General features: G+C 62.4%; 19 protein-coding genes. 11 read left to right on the top strand and 8 right to left on the bottom strand.

Translation table 11 applies throughout. The features are described from left to right. The first annotated feature begins 47 nt into the window (after window positions 1-47). The 8 genes from AB4037_RS17920 to AB4037_RS17885 all read left to right on the top strand — a co-directional run bounded on the left by AB4037_RS17920 (window position 48) and on the right by AB4037_RS17885 (window position 10,254). Window positions 48-1,655, top strand: coding sequence for a carboxyl transferase domain-containing protein (locus AB4037_RS17920; RefSeq protein ID WP_441772436.1), 1,608 nt, complete (start codon window positions 48-50; stop codon window positions 1,653-1,655). After that, entirely contained in the window at window positions 1,652-2,425 is a 774-nt protein-coding gene (locus AB4037_RS17915; RefSeq protein WP_441772435.1) for an enoyl-CoA hydratase/isomerase family protein, read from the top strand. Before AB4037_RS17920 ends, AB4037_RS17915 begins: the two co-directional genes overlap by 4 nt. After that, window positions 2,422-4,434 carry an acetyl/propionyl/methylcrotonyl-CoA carboxylase subunit alpha gene (locus AB4037_RS17910; protein WP_441772434.1) on the top strand — a complete coding sequence of 671 codons (2,013 nt, stop codon included), beginning with the start codon at window positions 2,422-2,424 and terminating at the stop codon, window positions 4,432-4,434. Before AB4037_RS17915 ends, AB4037_RS17910 begins: the two co-directional genes overlap by 4 nt. Then, the gene (locus AB4037_RS17905; RefSeq protein WP_441772433.1) at window positions 4,431-5,402 is read left to right on the top strand and encodes a hydroxymethylglutaryl-CoA lyase; all 972 of its coding nucleotides are present in this window, start codon (window positions 4,431-4,433) and stop codon (window positions 5,400-5,402) included. Before AB4037_RS17910 ends, AB4037_RS17905 begins: the two co-directional genes overlap by 4 nt. 15 nt (window positions 5,403-5,417) lie before the next feature. Then, a complete protein-coding gene (locus AB4037_RS17900; protein WP_441772432.1) occupies window positions 5,418-6,581 on the top strand; it encodes an isovaleryl-CoA dehydrogenase in 1,164 nt (387 codons plus the stop codon). A 98-nt stretch (window positions 6,582-6,679) separates the two neighbouring features. Next, window positions 6,680-7,942, top strand: a complete 1,263-nt coding sequence (locus AB4037_RS17895) for a thiamine pyrophosphate-dependent enzyme (protein ID WP_441772431.1) — start codon at window positions 6,680-6,682, stop codon at window positions 7,940-7,942. Beyond that, the gene (locus tag AB4037_RS17890) at window positions 7,942-8,955 is read left to right on the top strand and encodes an alpha-ketoacid dehydrogenase subunit beta (RefSeq protein ID WP_434956154.1); all 1,014 of its coding nucleotides are present in this window, start codon (window positions 7,942-7,944) and stop codon (window positions 8,953-8,955) included. Before AB4037_RS17895 ends, AB4037_RS17890 begins: the two co-directional genes overlap by 1 nt. 12 nt (window positions 8,956-8,967) lie before the next feature. Next, window positions 8,968-10,254: a dihydrolipoamide acetyltransferase family protein gene (locus AB4037_RS17885; RefSeq protein WP_441772430.1), complete on the top strand. Its 1,287-nt coding sequence runs from the start codon at window positions 8,968-8,970 to the stop codon at window positions 10,252-10,254. 48 nt (window positions 10,255-10,302) lie between these two features. Here AB4037_RS17885 and AB4037_RS17880 read toward each other — a convergent pair whose 3' ends face one another. The 3 genes from AB4037_RS17880 to AB4037_RS17870 form a co-directional block, all read right to left on the bottom strand. After that, on the bottom strand, window positions 10,303-10,830 hold the full coding sequence (locus AB4037_RS17880; RefSeq protein ID WP_441772429.1) for a DedA family protein: 528 nt from the start codon (window positions 10,828-10,830) through the stop codon (window positions 10,303-10,305). Window positions 10,831-11,079: 249 nt separating this feature from the next. After that, entirely contained in the window at window positions 11,080-11,946 is an 867-nt protein-coding gene (locus AB4037_RS17875) for a glycosyltransferase family A protein (protein ID WP_441772428.1), read from the bottom strand. 29 nt (window positions 11,947-11,975) lie between these two features. After that, a complete protein-coding gene (locus AB4037_RS17870) occupies window positions 11,976-12,995 on the bottom strand; it encodes a class I SAM-dependent methyltransferase (protein ID WP_441772427.1) in 1,020 nt (339 codons plus the stop codon). A gap of 825 nt (window positions 12,996-13,820) precedes the next feature. Here AB4037_RS17870 and AB4037_RS17865 point away from each other — a divergent pair. Then, window positions 13,821-14,075: a hypothetical protein gene (locus tag AB4037_RS17865; protein ID WP_441772426.1), complete on the top strand. Its 255-nt coding sequence runs from the start codon at window positions 13,821-13,823 to the stop codon at window positions 14,073-14,075. A 6-nt stretch (window positions 14,076-14,081) separates the two neighbouring features. Here the strand turns inward: AB4037_RS17865 and AB4037_RS17860 are convergent, their stop codons facing one another. The 5 genes from AB4037_RS17860 to AB4037_RS17840 all read right to left on the bottom strand — a co-directional run bounded on the left by AB4037_RS17860 (window position 14,082) and on the right by AB4037_RS17840 (window position 15,902). Then, on the bottom strand, window positions 14,082-14,471 hold the full coding sequence (locus tag AB4037_RS17860; protein WP_441772425.1) for a cell envelope integrity protein TolA: 390 nt from the start codon (window positions 14,469-14,471) through the stop codon (window positions 14,082-14,084). Between the two features lie 36 nt (window positions 14,472-14,507). Next, window positions 14,508-14,807 carry a hypothetical protein gene (locus tag AB4037_RS17855; RefSeq protein WP_441772424.1) on the bottom strand — a complete coding sequence of 100 codons (300 nt, stop codon included), beginning with the start codon at window positions 14,805-14,807 and terminating at the stop codon, window positions 14,508-14,510. 292 nt (window positions 14,808-15,099) lie between these two features. After that, window positions 15,100-15,360: a hypothetical protein gene (locus AB4037_RS17850; RefSeq protein ID WP_441772423.1), complete on the bottom strand. Its 261-nt coding sequence runs from the start codon at window positions 15,358-15,360 to the stop codon at window positions 15,100-15,102. After that, window positions 15,357-15,623 carry a hypothetical protein gene (locus AB4037_RS17845; RefSeq protein ID WP_441772422.1) on the bottom strand — a complete coding sequence of 89 codons (267 nt, stop codon included), beginning with the start codon at window positions 15,621-15,623 and terminating at the stop codon, window positions 15,357-15,359. The genes AB4037_RS17850 and AB4037_RS17845 overlap by 4 nt, the downstream gene beginning before the upstream one ends. 15 nt (window positions 15,624-15,638) lie before the next feature. Continuing rightward, window positions 15,639-15,902 (bottom strand): hypothetical protein, encoded by a 264-nt coding sequence (locus tag AB4037_RS17840; protein ID WP_441772421.1) that lies wholly within the window; start codon window positions 15,900-15,902, stop codon window positions 15,639-15,641. A 161-nt stretch (window positions 15,903-16,063) separates the two neighbouring features. Between AB4037_RS17840 and AB4037_RS17835 the strand changes: the two genes are divergently transcribed. Both AB4037_RS17835 and AB4037_RS17830 read left to right on the top strand, forming a co-directional pair. Next, window positions 16,064-16,408 (top strand): hypothetical protein, encoded by a 345-nt coding sequence (locus AB4037_RS17835; protein WP_441772420.1) that lies wholly within the window; start codon window positions 16,064-16,066, stop codon window positions 16,406-16,408. Between the two features lie 9 nt (window positions 16,409-16,417). Continuing rightward, window positions 16,418-16,954 (top strand): SOS response-associated peptidase (locus AB4037_RS17830; RefSeq protein WP_441772419.1); only part of this gene is annotated, 537 nt, incomplete at its 3' end.

Below are 16,954 nucleotides of genomic sequence, written 5' to 3'. Positions count from 1 at the left end.
AATCAGGGCCGCATCGCAAGCGGCTTGCAACAGGCAAGGCGGTCTGCATGCCGGTCATAGGGAGTGCCATCGATCGGCGGTCGGAGGCTTTTCAGCGCAATCACGATGCGCTGGCAGCGCTCGCCGCTGAATTGCACGAACGCAATCAGCGCGCTGGTGGCGGCGGTTCGGCCTCCGCGCGCGAAAAGCATCTCAAGCGCGGCAAGCTGCTGCCGCGCGACCGCATTGAACTGCTTCTCGATGCCGGAGCTCCGTTCCTGGAGCTTTCCCAACTTGCCGCCTTCGGCCTTTATCGCGATGAGGTTCCGGCTGCCGGGCTGATCACCGGCATCGGCCGGGTCTCCGGCCAGGAATGCATGATCGTCGCCAACGATGCCACGGTGAAGGGCGGCACCTATTTCCCGATGACGGTGAAGAAGCATCTGCGGGCGCAGGCCATTGCCGCCGAGAATCATCTGCCTTGCGTCTACCTGGTCGATTCCGGCGGGGCCTTCCTGCCCAAGCAGGACGAGGTGTTTCCCGACCGAGAGCATTTCGGCCGCATCTTCTTCAACCAGGCGCGCCTGTCGGCCGCCGGCATTCCACAGATCGCGGTGGTGATGGGCAGTTCGACGGCGGGCGGCGCCTATGTGCCTGCCATGGCCGATCAGGTCGTGATGGTGCGCAACCAAGCCACGATTTTCCTCGGCGGCCCGCCGCTGGTGAAGGCAGCCACTGGTGAGACGGTCAGCGCGGAGGTGCTGGGCGGCACCGACACCCACACCCGCACCTCGGGCGTCGCAGACTATGCTGCGGAGAACGATGCCCATGCCCTTGGTGTTGCGCGGGAGATCGTCGGCAATCTCAACCGGCGTAAGCATGACGACGCCGACCTCGCGGCGCCCAGGCCGCCGCTCTACGATCCCAAGGAAATCTACGGCATCGTCTCAGCCGATCCCCGCAAGCCGTATGATGTGCGTCAGGTCATCGCCAGGCTGGTCGACGGTTCGGAATTCGACGAATTCAAGGCCGATTTCGGCACTACGCTGGTCACCGGTTTTGCCCGGATCTGGGGCTATCCCGTCGGCATCATTGCCAATAATGGCATCCTCTTCTCCGAATCGGCGCTTAAAGGGGCTCATTTCATCGAGCTCGCCTGCCAACGCGGCATTCCCCTACTCTTCCTGCAGAACATCACCGGTTTCATGGTCGGCCGGGAGTATGAGGCGGGCGGCATCGCCAAGGACGGCGCGAAGCTGGTGGCGGCGGTGGCGGCGGCAAACGTGCCGAAATTCACCGTTGTGATCGGCAACAGCTTCGGCGCCGGCAATTATGCCATGTGCGGCCGTGCCTATGATCCGCGCTTCCTGTGGATGTGGCCCAATGCCCGCATCTCCGTGATGGGAGGCGAACAGGCCGCCAATGTGCTGGCGCAAGTGCGCCGGGATGCGGCCGGGACCGATGAGTCCAAAATCGACACCGAGGCCGAGGAAGCCTTCAAGGCGCCGATCCGGGCCCAGTATGAGGAGCAGGGCAACCCCTATTACTCGACGGCGCGGCTGTGGGACGACGGCATCATCGATCCGGCCGAAACCCGCATGGTGCTGGCGCTGGCCCTGTCGGCCGCGCGCAATGCTCCAGCCAGGGAGACACGCTTCGGCGTGTTCCGGATGTGAGTCTGAGGGTCGAACGGAATGGGCCGGTCGCGGTCCTCACCCTGGATCGTCCCGAGGTGTTGAATGCCTTCGACGAAGCGCTCATCGCCGAACTGACCCGAACCTTTGCCGAGGTGGGCGCCGACGGCACGGTCAGGGCCGTACTGCTGCAGGCCGAGGGCAAGACCTTCTCGGCCGGGGCCGATCTTGCCTGGATGCGCCGCGCCGCCGATGCCTCGCCGGAAGACAATCTGGCCGATGCGCGCCAGCTTGCCGAACTGCTGCGGGTGGTCGATACCTGCTCCAAGCCGACGCTCGCGCGGGTGCAGGGGGCGGCCTTTGGCGGGGCGGTCGGCCTGGTGGCTTGCTGCGACATCGCCATTGCCGTGCCGCAGGCGCGTTTCTCCCTCAGCGAGGTGCGCCTCGGTCTCATCCCCGGGGCGATCAGCCCCTATGTCGTCAGGGCGATCGGCCAGCGTGCCGCGCGCCGCCTCTTCCTCACGGCTGAGCGCTTTTCGGCCGAGGATGCCCTGAGATACGGCCTGATCCATGAAATAGCGTCGCCCGAGACGCTGGACGAGACGGTGCAGCGCTGTCTTTCGGATATCTTAGCGGGGGGCCCCGAGGCTGTCGCCGCCGCCAAGAAACTGGCTGATGACATGGCCGGACCCATCACGGCCGAACGCATCGAGGAAAGCGCCCGACGCATTGCCACGATCCGCTCTTCGCCCGAGGCGCGTGAGGGCCTCGCCGCCTTCTTCGCCAAGCGCAAGCCTGGATGGATGTCATGACCGCCCATCGACCCAGACCCATTCGCGTGCTCTTGATCGCCAATCGCGGCGAGATCGCCGTGCGCATCATCCGCACGGCCCGCGCCATGGGCATCCGCACCGTCGCCGTCTATTCCGACGCAGATGCCCACAGCCTCGCCGTGGCGCTGGCGGACCGGGCGCTGCGTCTCGGCCCCGCCCCCTCCCGAGAAAGCTATCTGTCGATCGACAAGTTGATCGCCGCCGCCAAGGCAAGCGGCGCCGACGCCATCCATCCCGGCTATGGCTTCCTGGCCGAGAATGCCGAGTTCGCCCGGGCCTGCGCGGCTGAAGGCATCACCTTCGTGGGGCCGTCGGCCGAGACCATCCTCGCCATGGGCGACAAGGCGCAGGCGCGTTCCCGCATGGCCGCTGCCGGCGTGCCGGTGTTGACGGGCTATGAGGGCGAGGACCAGAGCCTCGACACGCTGATGCGTGCGGCGGAGGCCATCGGTTTTCCGGTGCTGCTCAAGCCTTCGGCCGGCGGCGGCGGCAAGGGCATGCACATCGTCAGCCGCAGCGAAGACCTGGCGGCCGCCTTGCAGGCGGCCCAGCGCGAGGCGCGTTCCTCCTTCGGCGACGACCGCATGGTGATCGAGCGTTATCTGCAGGTCGCCCGCCATGTCGAGGTCCAGGTCTTTGCCGACCACCACGGCAATACCGTGCATCTGTTCGACCGCGACTGCTCGGTGCAGCGCCGCCACCAGAAGGTGATCGAGGAGGCGCCGGCGCCCGATCTGCCGTCCGCCCTGCGCGACGGCCTGCACCAGGCGGCGGTCACCTGCGCCCGTTCGGTTGACTATGTCGGGGCCGGCACGGTCGAATTCCTGGTCGCCGACGACCATTTCTATTTCATGGAGATGAATACCAGGCTTCAGGTCGAGCATCCGGTGACGGAGGCGGTCACCGGCCTCGACCTGGTGTCCTGGCAACTGCGGGTGGCTGGCGGCGCGCCGCTCCCGCTGGCGCAGGAGGCGATCACCTGCACGGGCCACGCCCTGGAAGCGCGCCTGTGCGCCGAGGATCCGGCCGGTGGCTTCCTGCCGAGCATCGGCAGGATCGAGCATCTGGCGCTGCCCGAGGGCCTGTCCGGTCTTCGTGTCGACAGCGGCTTTCGTAGCGGGGACACCGTCTCGATGCACTATGATTCCCTGCTCGCCAAGGTGATTGCTGCCGGCACCGACCGCGCCGAAGCTATTGCCCGGCTCGGGGCCGGGCTCGATGCCGTCGAGGTGGTCGGGCCCCATACCAATCGGGATTTCCTCGCCGCCATCATCCGCCACCCAGCCTTTGCCGCAGGCGGGGTCGACACACGTTTCATCGAGCACCACCAGGCCGAGTTGCTGGAACCATCCCCGTATCCGGCGGATGAGGTGATTGCGGCGGCTGCCTTCGTGGCGCTGCGGGCCACCGAGAGCCAGGCCAAGACGGGCGATCCGACCGATCCCCATTCGCCCTGGGGCGAGACCGGCGGCTGGCGCCTCTCCGGTTCGGCGCGGCGCAAGCTGGAGCTGGCCTGGGGTGACACGCTGATCGGCGTCGATGCCGCCTGGTTGGCCGAGGGGTATGAGCTGCATCTCGCGGACCAGCGGGTCAATGTCGCGGGTAGCCTCGATGCCGACGGAACGGCGCGGCTGCGGATCGGCGAGACCGTGCTGAAGGCCCGCGCCGTCTTGTTCGGCGAAACGCTGACCTTGTTCGTGGATGGCCGATCCTATGCTTTCGGGTTGCGCGACGCCCGCAAGCCGCGCGGCGTGGAAAGCGAGGGCGTGGGCCGCATCCTGTCGCCGATGCCAGGCCTCGTTCTTTCGGTGAGCGCCGTGGCTGGAGCGACGGTCGAGAAGGGGCAGCCTTTGGTGGTGATCGAGGCCATGAAGATGGAACACACCGTCTCGGCGCCTCGAGCCGGTATCGTCAAGGTCGTCGATGTCGCCGTGGGCGATCAGGTCGTCGCCGGCGCCGAGCTGGTGGTGCTGGAGATCGAGCCGTGAGCCGGGCCGGTACCATCGAGATCTTCGAGGTCGGCCCCCGTGATGGCCTCCAGAACGAGGCGAAGGTGCTGCCGGTCGAGACCCGCATCGCCTTGATCCGCGATCTTGCCGCGGCCGGGCTGCGCACGGTGGAAGCCGGCAGCTTCGTCTCGCCCAGAAATCTGCCGCAGATGGCTCAGACCGCCGACGTGCTGGCCGGGCTGTCCTCGTTCGGTGGGTCGATCTCCAGATCGACCCATAGCGCGGAGGCAGGGAGTAAGGTCGATCTGGAGATCGACCCACCCATCCACCTGCCTGTGCTGGTGCCCAATGCTCGTGGCTTTGCCGACGCGCTTGCGGCCAAGGCGAAGTATATCGCGGTCTTTGCTGCGGCCTCCGAGAGCTTCAGCCGTCGCAATATCAATCGCAGTATCGAAGAGAGCCTCGACGAATACCGCCCGATCGTGGCTGAGGCCCGGGCCAAGGGCCTGAAGGTGCGTGGCTATGTCAGCTGTGTCCTGGGCTGCCCCTATGAAGGGCAGGTGGCTGTCTCCGCCGTGGTCTCGGTGGCGACGGCCTTGGCCGCGATGGGGTGTGAGGAAATCTCACTCGGCGACACCATCGGCGTGGGAACGCCCGATGCGGCGCGCGCGATGACGGCGGCGGTGGCCAGCGAGATCGGTATCCAGCGCACCGCCGTGCATTTCCACGACACCTACGGCCAGGCGCTCGCCAATGTCCTGGCCTGTCTCGATCTCGGCGTCACCGTGGTGGATTCCTCCGTCGCCGGCCTTGGCGGCTGCCCCTATGCACCGGGGGCGAGTGGAAACCTGGCCACCGAGGATCTCGTTTACCTGCTCGATGGCCTTGGCGTCGAAACCGGGGTCGATCTCGACAAGGTCGCGGCGGCGGGCAGGGCTGTCTGTGCGGCGCTCGGCTCAGCCCCGCGCTCGCGCACGGGCCAGGCTCTGGCGGCTAAAGTAAAATAATCAGGGAGAGGGCTCATGTATGACGGCGGCCTGAACTTCAATCTCGGCGAAGACATCGAGGAATTGCGCCGCATGGTGCAGCGTTTCGCGGCGGAGAAGGTTGCGCCGCGTGCCGCCGCCATCGATCGCGACAATGCCTTTCCGCGCGACCTGTGGCCCGAACTCGGTGCCCTCGGCCTGCTCGGCGTCACTGCCGAAGCGGAGTACGGCGGCTCGGGCATGGGCTACCTTGCCCATTGCGTCGCCATGGAGGAAATCAGCCGGGCCTCTGGCGCGGTGGGGCTTTCCTATGGCGCTCATTCCAATCTGTGTGTCAACCAGCTCACCCGCCATGCCAATCCCGATCAGAAGCAACGTTATCTGCCCAAGCTGATCTCGGGCGAACATGTCGGCTCGCTGGCGATGTCGGAGGCCGGCTCCGGCTCGGACGTGGTATCGATGAGCCTCAAGGCCGAGGCTCGCGACGGTGGTTTCGTCCTCAACGGCACCAAGATGTGGATCACCAACGGTCCCGATGCCGACGTGCTGGTCGTCTATGCCAAGACTGATCCGGCCGCCGGCCCGAAGGGCATCTCCACCTTCATCGTCGAGCGCGGCTTTGCCGGTTTCCGGACCTCGCCCAAGCTCGACAAGCTCGGCATGCGCGGCTCCAGCACCTGCGAGTTGGTTTTCGAGGATTGCTTCGTGCCGTCAGCCAATCTGCTCGGCAAGGTCGGCGATGGGGTCCGCATCCTGATGTCCGGCCTCGATTTCGAGCGGGTGGTGCTATCGGGTGGGCCGATCGGGTTGATGGCTGCGGCGCTCGACCTCGTCGTGCCCTATGTCCATGAGCGCAAGCAATTCGGCGAAGCCATCGGCACCTTCCAGCTGATGCAGGGCAAGCTCGCCGACATGTACACCCTCTACAATGCCTCGCGCGCCTATACCTATGCGGTGGCCGCTGCCTGCGACCGCGGCGAGGTTGCCCGCAAGGACGCCGCCGGCTGCATCCTCTATTCGGCCGAGAACGCCACCAAGGTCGCACTCGAGGCCATCCAAGCCCTGGGCGGCAACGGCTACATCAACGATTTTCCGGCCGGACGCCTGCTGCGTGACGCCAAGCTTTACGAAATCGGCGCCGGCACCTCCGAAATCCGACGCATGCTGATCGGCCGCGAGATCTTTCGCGAGACGAGCTGACATCGCAGGACACGCCCGAAACGATACGGCCAGACGCATTCTCACGCCAGCCGGACAGCACGACGGTCACAACAAGACCTCCTGGGAGCGCCCGTTCGATGACCAAGAAGACCACGCTTAGCCTGCACATTCCGGACGCACGCTTCCGGCCGGGCGATACGCCCGATTTCAGCTATCTCAATCTGCCGGGTGCGGGCGAGGCCCAGCGCCCGCCGGTCGGCGCCGTCGCCTCGGAAACCCGCGACCTTGCCTTCGGTCTGGTGCGGGTGCTCGACGACGAGGGCAGGGCGCTCGGCCCCTGGGATCCCAAGCTCGATGCCGATACTCTGCGCAAGGGCCTGCGCGCCATGATGCTGACGCGCTATTTCGACGACCAGATGTTCAAGGCACAGCGCCAGGGCAAGACCTCCTTCTACATGAAATGCACCGGTGAGGAGGCGGTCGCTGTCGGCCAGGCGCTGGCGCTGGAAGCCGGTGACATGTGCTTTCCGACCTACCGCCAGCAAGGCCTGCTGGTGGCGCGTGGCTGGCCGCTGACCGACATGATGTCGCAAATCTATTCCAACGGGCAAGACAGGCTGAAGGGGCGGCAATTGCCGGTGCTCTATTCCGCCAAGGAGGCCGGTTTCTTCTCCATTTCTGGCAATCTCGCCACCCAGGTGCCGCAGGCCGTCGGCTGGGCCATGGCGTCGGCCTACAAGCGCGATCGCCGCATCGCCGCGGCCTGGATCGGCGACGGTTCCTCTGCCGAGGGTGATTTCCACCACGGCATGGTGTTCGCCTCGGTCTATCACGCGCCAGTGCTGATCAATCTCGTCAACAATCAATGGGCGATTTCATCAAGCCAGGGCGTCGCCGGCGGGGAGGAGGCGACCTTCGCCTCGCGCGCCATCGGCTTTGGCATGCCGGGCATCCGGGTCGACGGCAACGATCTGCTCGCCGTCTATGCGGTGACGCGCTGGGCCGCCGAGCGGGCCCGCTCCAACCATGGCCCGACCCTGATCGAGCTGTTCACCTATCGCGTCGCGGCTCACTCTACCAGCGATGATCCCGGCCGCTATCGCCCGGGCGACGAGGAGAAGTACTGGCCTTTCGGCGACCCGGTCGAGCGCCTGAAACGCCATCTCATCGGCCTGGGCGAATGGAACGAGGAGCGCCATCAGGCGCAGGCAAAGGAATTGCAGGCCGAGGTCAAGGCGGCCAATGTCGAGGCCCAGCGCCACGGCATTCTCAGCGACGGGCCGCATCACGGCAATGAGACCATGTTCGAGGACGTCTTCAAGGACATGCCCTGGCATCTCAAGGAGCAATTGGCCGAACTCAACCAATTCGAAGCCGCCAATAAGAAGGAGGGCAAATAATGCCCGCCATGAACATGGTGCAGGCCCTCAACTCGGCCATGGATGTCCTGCTCAAGAATGATCCCAACGTGTTGATCTTCGGCGAGGATGTCGGCTTTTTCGGCGGCGTGTTCCGCTGCACTGACGGCCTGCAGCAACGCTACAGCTCGCAACGCGTCTTCGATACCCCGATCGCCGAAGGTGGCTTGATCGCCATTGCCATCGGCATGGGCGCCTATGGGCTGAGGCCCATCGTCGAGTGTCAGTTCGCCGATTACATCTATCCCGGCTTCGACCAGATCGTCTCGGAAGCGGCGCGCCTGCGCTATCGCTCGGGCGGAGAATTCACCTCGCCGATCACCATCCGCTCGCCCTATGGCGGCGGCATTTTCGGCGGTCAGACCCACAGCCAGAGCCCGGAAGGCCTGTTCAGCCATGTCTGCGGCATCAAGACGGTGATCCCGTCCACCCCTTATGATGCCAAGGGCCTGCTGATCAGCGCGGTCGAGGACGACGATCCCGTGCTGTTCCTCGAGCCGAAGCGACTCTACAACGGTCCCTTCGATGGTCATCACGACCGCCCGCTGAAGCCCTGGACCGATCAGGCCGGGGCCGACGTGCCGACGGGGCATTACAAGGTGCCGCTCGGCAAGGCCGCAATCGTGCGGGAGGGCAGGGAACTGACCATTCTGGCCTATGGCACCATGGTGCATGTGGCCGTAGCCGCGACGCAGGAGACCGGTATCGATGCCGAGATCCTCGATCTGAGGACGATTCTGCCCGTCGACATCGAGGCGATCGAGGAATCGGTGAAGAAGACGGGCCGCTGCCTGATCGTGCACGAAGCGACGCGCACCGGCGGCTTCGGTGCCGAATTGTCGGCGCTGGTGCAGGAGCGCTGTTTCCACCATCTGGAAGCACCGATCGAGCGTGTCACGGGTTGGGATACGCCCTATCCGCATACCTTCGAATGGCAGTATTTCCCCGGCCCCAGACGGGTGGGGGAAGGCATGCGCAAAGTGATGGCAGGCTGAGGGGAGACGATCATGAGCAATTTCGTGTTCAAATTGCCGGATGTCGGCGAAGGCATCGCCCAGGCCGAGATCGTCGCCTGGCATGCGGAGATCGGGCAGGAGATCCAGGAGGACGACCCGCTGGTCGATGTGATGACCGACAAGGCGACGGTGGAGATCACCTCGCCCGTGTCGGGCCGCATCCTGGCGCGTCATGCCGAGGTCGGCGTGATGGCTTCGATCGGCAGCGAATTGGTGGTGATCGATACAGGCGGCAAGGCCGAGGTACCTGCTGCGGAGCCCGTGGCCGTCTCCACACCGGAGCCGGCGAAACCCACCAGGGCGCCTGCCAAGACCCCGTCAGCCCCGGTGCCGGCTGCTGCGCCTGCTGCCGCGTCGCCGCCTGCGGTCACTCCGGCAGGCTCGGGCAAGGTCCTGGCGGCACCGGCTGTGCGCTCCCGGTTGGCGGCTCTCGGGCTTGATGGTGCCAAGATCCGCGGCAGCGGTCCCGATGGGCGCATCGAGCATGCAGATCTCGACGATCATCTGACCCGCAGCCAACCCCAGGCCCCGGCCTCAGCCCCGGCCGCACGCGCGCCCGTGCCACCGCCGCCCACGGTCGGCGATGACGGCATCGAAGATATCAAGGTGATCGGCCTGCGACGCCAGATTGCCGAGCGCATGCTGGAAGCCAAGCGCAGCGTGCCGCATTTCACCTATGTCGAGGAGATCGACGTCACCGCCCTCGAAGCGGCGCGCGCCGAGATCAATACGGCCGCCGTCGGCTGGCCGAAGCTGACGCTGCTGCCCTTCCTGATCAAGGCGATGGTGCGCGGCATCGCCCAGCACCCCATCGTCAACGCCCGCTACGATGCCGAGGCGGCTGTCATCCATCGTTACAACGCCGTGCATATCGGCGTGGCGACGCAGACGCCCCGCGGCCTGGTGGTGCCGGTGATCCGCCATGCCGAAATGCTGACGCTGCATCAGCTCGCTGCCGAGATCGTCAAGCTCAGCGAGCTCGCCAGAACCGGCAAGGCCAGCCGCGAGGTACTGACGGGCTCGACCATTACGGTCTCCAGCCTGGGGGCGCTCGGCGGCATCGCCGCGACGCCGATCATCAATCCGCCCGAGGTCGCCATCGTCGGCGTCAACAAGATTGTCGAACGGCCGGTGGTGAAGAACGGTCAGATCGCCGTCGCCAAGCTGATGAACCTCTCCTCATCCTTCGATCACCGCATCGTCGACGGCTTCGATGCCGCCGCCTTCATCAAGACGGTAAAGGGCGAGTTGGAGGCACCGGTTCGGCTGATGGTGTAGTGTCTTTCCGGATCGGGATTCGAAGATGCTGCCCCATTCAAACCCCGATCAGAACAGTGATTGCAGCCAGTTCAGCCCCAGGGCACCGGGCGCCAGCACGCCGAAGGCCCAGATCACGGCCGAGGAGGCGTTCACGAGCTGAAACGGGAGTGCCGGCATCTGGCAGATGCCGGCAACCAGCGGTACCGAGGCCCGCAGAGGCCCGAGAAAACGACCGAAGAAGACGCCGAGCGTACCCCACTTCTCAAAGAAGCGATGGCCGCGCGGCAGCAGGTCCGGATAGCGCGAGAGCGGCCAGCAATGGGCCGCGCGATTTTCAAGCTTGAGACCGATCCAATAGGACAGCCAATCGCCCAGAAAGGCCCCCAGCGCCGCCGCAGCCCAGAAGGGCCAGAGCGACATGCCGCCTTCCCCGATGAGAAAACCGATTCCCAGTAGGATGACCGTCGCCGGAACCAGCAGCGAGACGAAGGCGAGCGATTCCCCGAAGGCCAGCAGCAGCACAACGAGGATGCCCCAGCCTTCATGCGTGCGGACAAAGGCGATGACGGTTTGCGTGATATCGGCGAGTGTCATAGGGCGCAGGGACGCGGTTTCACAATGGGGCAGATGCAAAATGCGGGCGGGACATCCGCACGCCACGACGGATTTGAGCGACGGCCTGCGGGCCAGCCACCGTCGTATTCGGCTCGAATCCGTAACGCGGCCAGTAAGGGATAGCCGCGCTGCCGTGTCAATTTACCGAGTTGTAAGGGGGCGATCAGGCCCGCTCCGCCCAACGCGTCTTTGCGATTCTTACCGCCGCCGGCAAATCGCAATGCACCTCTAAGGGCAAACTTGCCTTTTCAACTTTCGTACCTTTCTTGCCGGATAGATCCGATGCTCGACGAACCAGGAAATGAGATAGGCAAGCAAGGCCTTGCTGACCCAGCCAGCGGCGTGGAACCCGGATTTGCTTTGGAGGAAGTCCCGCGCGGCGTTCCTGTAGGTCACCACGTTTTCAAGCTTGACGGTGAGCTGCTCGGGCGCTGCCTTGTAATCACGCTCGATGATCCGCTGGTAGAACGTCGATCGGTTCGACCCGGCGACGCGAGTGCGGTAGAGAGTCTCGAAGAGAACGACGAAATCTCCGCCCCAGGCGAACGGGTAGCAGGGGATCACCTTATCGAGACGGTCCTGGAGAGTTCGTGTTCTCCACAGGCTGTATAGCCAGCTTGCATGCGCTCGTTTCATCAGGCGAATGCTCGCCGTGCGTCCTGTCGGCAGGCCTTCGAGCGCCGGGGTGACGATTTTTTTCCGGGAGCGATGTTCTCGCAGGGTCTCGACGCGTCCGACGGCAAGTTCCGCATCCGGGTGCGAATCCAGGAGCTTTACCATTTCTTCGAGGTAATTCTCGTCGCTGTGATCATCATAGGCGCGCCATATGAAGTATTCGCTGTCGCATGCCTTCGCCAATGCGACCAGGTTGGGCCACGCGCCGATATTTTCTTCATTGAGGTGATAGGAGAAGCGAGCGTCCAGGTCGACATATTCCTTGCAGATCGCCGGGGTGTTGTCAGTGGAACGATTGTCGAAGATCACAACCTTGAAATTGATGAAGGTCTGTCTGCGCAGATTTTCAAGGCAGGAACGCAGCAGCTCTCCGCCGTTGAAAATCGGAACACCGATGGTGACGCGCGGAACTGGTTTCATGAAACGGGCTTTCTCGGCAAATGACGCAGTCATGCAGCGGACGCAGGCTGCGCGTCACCTCGGGGCAGGGGCGTCGCCGGTGTGCCTTCGAGACCGATGACCTTGGCGCTGCCGCCGAGTGCGCGAAACATGGCATCGACCTCGTCGCGGTAGAGCGGATTGGCGACGATGATCGTCCTGACGCCAGCTTGCACGGCTTCCTGGGCCGAAACGATTCGATGGCCTGTGATCGGTACGAAGCATCCCTGCTTGGCCGGATTGATATCGACCAGCATTTCGATCAGGTCGCTGCCGGGATCTACCAATTGGGTGAAGCCGACACCCTTCGCCGCCGCTCCCCACACTGCAACCGGCCCCTGGCTCTCGGCAACCAATCCACGCCAATAGGCGATGTATTGCTCGCGATACGCGATCAGATTCGGAAGCTCCGGCGGCCTGTAAACCGTGGATGGCCGTGCCGTTGCAAGAAAGTACTGGTCTCCGAAGACCGAGGTCGAAGACACCATGTCGAAGCCGCTCAACCGGCATGCCATGGCAAGACTCGATGGCGTATAGAATGAACAGGTTTCGTAGAATATATCTTGGATGGCTCTGTTATTCAGAACCCACGCAGCGTCGGGTGATTCAATGAACAATGTGGTTTCATTGTCATCGATAATTTCGCGTAGCAAAGTCAGGAATCCGACGGGATCTTGCACGTAACCAAGTACATGCCTGAGAATGATTAGGTTTGGTTTTACCGAAAGAATTTTAGAGGAAGCCTTGTTGAAATATTGACTATGAATGTTGATATTGTTGCCAAACGCTCCCTTCAATCCTCGATACGCCGGATCGAATCCATCGATCGTTTCGATTCGATTGTCCTTGTCCATTCTGATCAGATGGCAAAGGAATTGTCCTTGTCCGCACCCGATTTCCAGAATTCTAAGTTTTTCTACAAAATTTATGCTTTTAATTGCTTTTGAGGCGACCTCATCTAGATACGACCTGTAAGAAGACGAATAGGTTCCATCTTGTTCGTACTCGCCGTCAAAATGTATAGATTCCATTGTGAAGGCATTATTCCATAAAAACCCGCATCTCTTGCATCCGATAACATGTAAGTTTCTTGATGGAAATCTTATTGCATTTGAATGGTTCACCGGAAGGCGATTTGAAAATACAGGTGCATGTCTACGTTCTTCGACAACTTGGACATCGTCGAATCTGCACAAGGGACAATTGATATTTGTGTGGTTCTTAAACAATTTTGGGAGCTCTAAGGATGAACTTTTATTACTCCGCTGAAGTATGTAAGTAAACGTGACTCCGCCGTGAAATTGCCGCGAGAGAGAAACAATTTAGCATTGTAGATGAACGCTGCGGCAAGAACGCAAGGATCCGGCGCTGAATGGGCGTTCATATGGGCAAGAATGCCAACATGGAACGGTTGCCGGTCGCTAGCTGGGTCGATCTGGCTGAGCCGGGGGGGGGCGTCTAAGGCCTAAGCCGCGCTCCTGTCGGAGGCATTCGACGTGCGCTCGGGTCGAACTGAAGTCGACGGATGGCCATGAAGATGCCAGATGCCGAGCGTCGACACGGTAATCCCGACAATGGCAGCCTCTGATCAGATTTATCGAGATTGGATCTATGAGAAGATTTTTCGGCGGGTATGGAGAGGGCAGCAAAATCAGGCTTTGCGCCTATGACCAAGTCAATGCTGACTTAGCGGTGTGGCGCGCCCTAGGGGCTACTAACGATTCAGTAAAATCAATCACTTACGCGCCGTGCCCGTCGCACCTTGCGAGGGGGAATTGCTGGGCTTTTCGCCGAGGCGTGTCGCACCTTTTGACGCCGAATGCAATTTCCATCATGGCGGTGTAATATCGCATGTCATGAGCGCTCCCATCGCCGGCCCTCGGCGAACCAGTGACATCTCCGACCGCCTGCTCGAATGCGAGGAGGCTTTGGAGCGCGCCTTTCAGGACCTAGTCGAGCAAGCGGAACGGGCAGGGTGGGATACGATCGAGATCACCCTCGCGCTGCAGAGCCTAGCCGATCACCACATGCTGGCCAAAGCGGCGAATGCCGGAACCGATGCCATGATCGCCTTCGCAAATGATAGACGGCGAATGCTGAAAGGCGATTGAAGGCATTCAGTGCGGCAGTCGCTCGGAGGTGTAATTGAACTCCTTCCAAGCAGCATATTTTTCTGGCGAGAATCTGAGCGGTGTTTCTGGAGTGATACAGCGGCTGAAAGCTCGAATGAGTATGGAGCCATCAGCTGCCGACGTGGAGGAAAGCACCACCGGTGCCCCTGCTAGGGTGCCGTTTGGGTTCATCCGGACGCGCAAAATCACTTTGCCCATCTGAACGGCCGCATGCGGCGGAATACAGGGTTTGATCTGCTGCATAAGCATGTGCTGCATCTGCGCCATATCGGACAAGGTGAGCTTCGGTGCATCCTGAGCGCTGGCGTGCAACGGCATCAGAAGGGTAGCGGCAGCCGCGCTGATCCGCGTTACTCTCACCATAATTTTGAACATCGCGGACCTTAAACTGAGCGCTGCACCTCGTCCAAGCTACTTCGCCCTTAGGCGTTCCAGCAATGCCTTTCGCGCCTTTGGGGTGGTCTCAATCGGAAACCCACCGAATCGCTCCTGAAATTCTTTGGCGTAACGCTCTTCCTTGAAACAGAAGATGTGATGGAACGTCGCCCAGTCGCCGACGCTGCGATGCCGCGGCGCTCCGCCAAATGCACGGGAGAACTCGTCGACCTCCGCCAGATTCGGAACCTTGCCGTTCGGGGAGTGCCGGGCGATGTGAAACGGGTATTGACTATCCAGGCTCGACAGTTGGAACTCACCTTTGCGATAGACCATTGCTCACTCCCTTGACGGCCGGATCACCATGCCTTCGAAAAAATCGACGCGCTTGGTGTGCCATCCGCCGCTGTCCAATTGGAATGCCAAGCTCCCCGTTGTCGGCCGCGCTCCGCACCGGGCGCACACCGCGCATCCAAAGAGCGCGAAGAGAGAGCCGGGGCGTCGGAGCATGTGCTGCAGGAAGTCGATCTTGCCTTCATGCCTGCAACGCCGGCATTCAATCGACAGGTGCGTCCAGCCAAACTCCAGTGCCTGGTGAATTGTTTGGGGTGGGTTGTCTCTCCCCATGTCAGTCGTCCGGTTTGTAGGGGATCGGCACCTCGGCGCGGGTCAGGAGATCCTCCCAACGCCCTCGCGAGTAGCCCCGAGAGATGTCTCGGGCTAGTTGCCCAATCTCTTCGTTTCGTTGTTCAAGCTCGGTCTGGCAATGATCCAGCGCCACCAGCAGGACGCGCACGGCCGCTCTCGCGTCGCCATCACAGGCTGCGATTGCACCGTCCACACTGGTTTCGAGATCATCGTCGACCGGCTCAGAGGCCGGTCGGGTCATTGCGGCGCCCTAAGCGGGTCGTGCCACTCGTCGCTCGGCAGGCCTTTCAATTCTCGTATCTCTGCCCGGTGAAGGCAATCGAGCAGCTCTATCCGGTCAAGAGATTCTTCGTTCTCCTGATGTGAGATCAGAGCCACGCGGTAGAGCCAGAGCAGAGCGGTGTTGGCGCTTGCACACCGTGTCAGGATCTCACCCAGTGCTTCCTGCTCTTCGTCGCTCGCAGGACTTCGGTCGGGCTTCTCAAGAAAGTCGGCGATTTCCATAGGCGGCCACCGTCGCTAGTGCTTCGGATCGACGGCAAGAATGTGCTCGCCATGTCTAATCTCATCATTGGGTGCGGCGTAAAAGACATCGTCAGGAAGCGGCTTGCCGCGCAGCCTTTGGGCCATCGCCAGATCGTTCGCCAGGCTTTCAGCCACTCGCATGAGAGCGAGCGCGGCGCGCTTGGGTGAGCCGCAGATCTGAATTGCATCTTTAACCAGCCGCGCTTCCTCGGCCGTCGGGGCGGTATCGGGGTCAAGACCGAAGCGAATGCCGGACATGGGAGCCTCCATCAAGGGTCATCATGCCAAAGAGGCTAATCCCGATTTTCGGATGAGTCGACTCTTTTGTTCTTATTTCGTTCACGGCATAGGGAAGGGGTTGCGCGGGGCGCGAAGGCGCAGCATGCTGGATCGCAGAACCCCGGCAGAAGGATCGCAGAATGAGCATATTGAGCTATTCGTTGGTAGTCGGATTGGCCTTCGGCCTTGCTGGGTGCGCCATGGAGCAAACCATTCGCCAGGAGAACGCCGCCGCGGAGCAGCGATGTGCCAGCCGCGGTCTGCATCCTGCGAAAGTGAACACGCCGGAGCAGATGAATTACATAGACTGCATCGGTGTTGAGCGGGCGAGGATACGTAAGGCGAATGGAACAGCCGAATGTATCGGTTCTGGCTTTCAGGCAGGTACACCCGCGATGGCCCAATGCGAAGCCTCAAGAGCTAAAGCGAGAAGCGACCAGATCGTAGCGGACTTCAATGCGGACAAGGCCCAAATGGCACGGTGAGGCGCATCCATGTGCAACCTGTTCAACCAGCGGATGACCCAGGAGGAACTTCGGCTTCTGGGCCCGGTCATTCGAGACACCGTCAACTGGCCGGACGCGGTCGATGTCTTTCCAGACTACCCGTCGCCCATCATTCGAGATGGCGCCGACGGCGTCAGAGAGCTTGTGCTCGCGCGCTGGGGAATGCCGACGCCTCCGAAGTTCCTGGAAGGCAAGAAGACTGATCCCGGCGTCACCAATATCCGCAACGTGTCCTCGCCTCATTGGCGGCGTTGGCTCGGCACTGAAAATCGCTGCCTGGTTCCGATGACGGCCTTCTCCGAATATTCCGACAGCGAGAAGAACGAGAAGGGCGGCAAGGCGCTGAAGTGGTTCGCCCTCAACGACAACCAGCCGGTCGCGTTCTTCGCCGGCATCTGGACGAACTGGACCTCGGTCCGGAAGGTGAAAGAGGGCGAGGTCACGGCAGATGTCTTCGGGTTCTTGACGACGGAGCCGAATGCAGTCGTGAAACCGCATCACGCCAAGGCCATGCCCGTGATCCTC

The sequence above is a fragment of the Labrys sp. KB_33_2 genome (genome assembly GCF_052114505.1).
Classification (GTDB): domain Bacteria; phylum Pseudomonadota; class Alphaproteobacteria; order Rhizobiales; family Labraceae; genus Labrys.
This window is presented reverse-complemented; position numbering and strand designations above follow the sequence as displayed.

Bases quoted from the DNA above. Each gene is read 5' to 3' on its own strand.
- AB4037_RS17920 (WP_441772436.1), top strand. From the start codon at position 48: ATGCCGGTCATAGGGAGTGCCATCGATCGGCGGTCGGAGGCTTTTCAG.
- AB4037_RS17910 (WP_441772434.1), top strand. From the start codon at position 2,422: ATGACCGCCCATCGACCCAGACCCATTCGCGTGCTCTTGATCGCCAAT.
- AB4037_RS17900 (WP_441772432.1), top strand. From the start codon at position 5,418: ATGTATGACGGCGGCCTGAACTTCAATCTCGGCGAAGACATCGAGGAA.
- AB4037_RS17895 (WP_441772431.1), top strand. From the start codon at position 6,680: ATGACCAAGAAGACCACGCTTAGCCTGCACATTCCGGACGCACGCTTC.
- AB4037_RS17890 (WP_434956154.1), top strand. From the start codon at position 7,942: ATGCCCGCCATGAACATGGTGCAGGCCCTCAACTCGGCCATGGATGTC.
- AB4037_RS17885 (WP_441772430.1), top strand. From the start codon at position 8,968: ATGAGCAATTTCGTGTTCAAATTGCCGGATGTCGGCGAAGGCATCGCC.
- AB4037_RS17880 (WP_441772429.1), bottom strand. From the start codon at position 10,830: ATGACACTCGCCGATATCACGCAAACCGTCATCGCCTTTGTCCGCACG.
- AB4037_RS17875 (WP_441772428.1), bottom strand. From the start codon at position 11,946: ATGAAACCAGTTCCGCGCGTCACCATCGGTGTTCCGATTTTCAACGGC.
- AB4037_RS17870 (WP_441772427.1), bottom strand. From the start codon at position 12,995: ATGGAATCTATACATTTTGACGGCGAGTACGAACAAGATGGAACCTAT.
- AB4037_RS17865 (WP_441772426.1), top strand. From the start codon at position 13,821: ATGAGCGCTCCCATCGCCGGCCCTCGGCGAACCAGTGACATCTCCGAC.
- AB4037_RS17860 (WP_441772425.1), bottom strand. From the start codon at position 14,471: ATGTTCAAAATTATGGTGAGAGTAACGCGGATCAGCGCGGCTGCCGCT.
- AB4037_RS17855 (WP_441772424.1), bottom strand. From the start codon at position 14,807: ATGGTCTATCGCAAAGGTGAGTTCCAACTGTCGAGCCTGGATAGTCAA.
- AB4037_RS17850 (WP_441772423.1), bottom strand. From the start codon at position 15,360: ATGACCCGACCGGCCTCTGAGCCGGTCGACGATGATCTCGAAACCAGT.
- AB4037_RS17845 (WP_441772422.1), bottom strand. From the start codon at position 15,623: ATGGAAATCGCCGACTTTCTTGAGAAGCCCGACCGAAGTCCTGCGAGC.
- AB4037_RS17840 (WP_441772421.1), bottom strand. From the start codon at position 15,902: ATGTCCGGCATTCGCTTCGGTCTTGACCCCGATACCGCCCCGACGGCC.
- AB4037_RS17835 (WP_441772420.1), top strand. From the start codon at position 16,064: ATGAGCATATTGAGCTATTCGTTGGTAGTCGGATTGGCCTTCGGCCTT.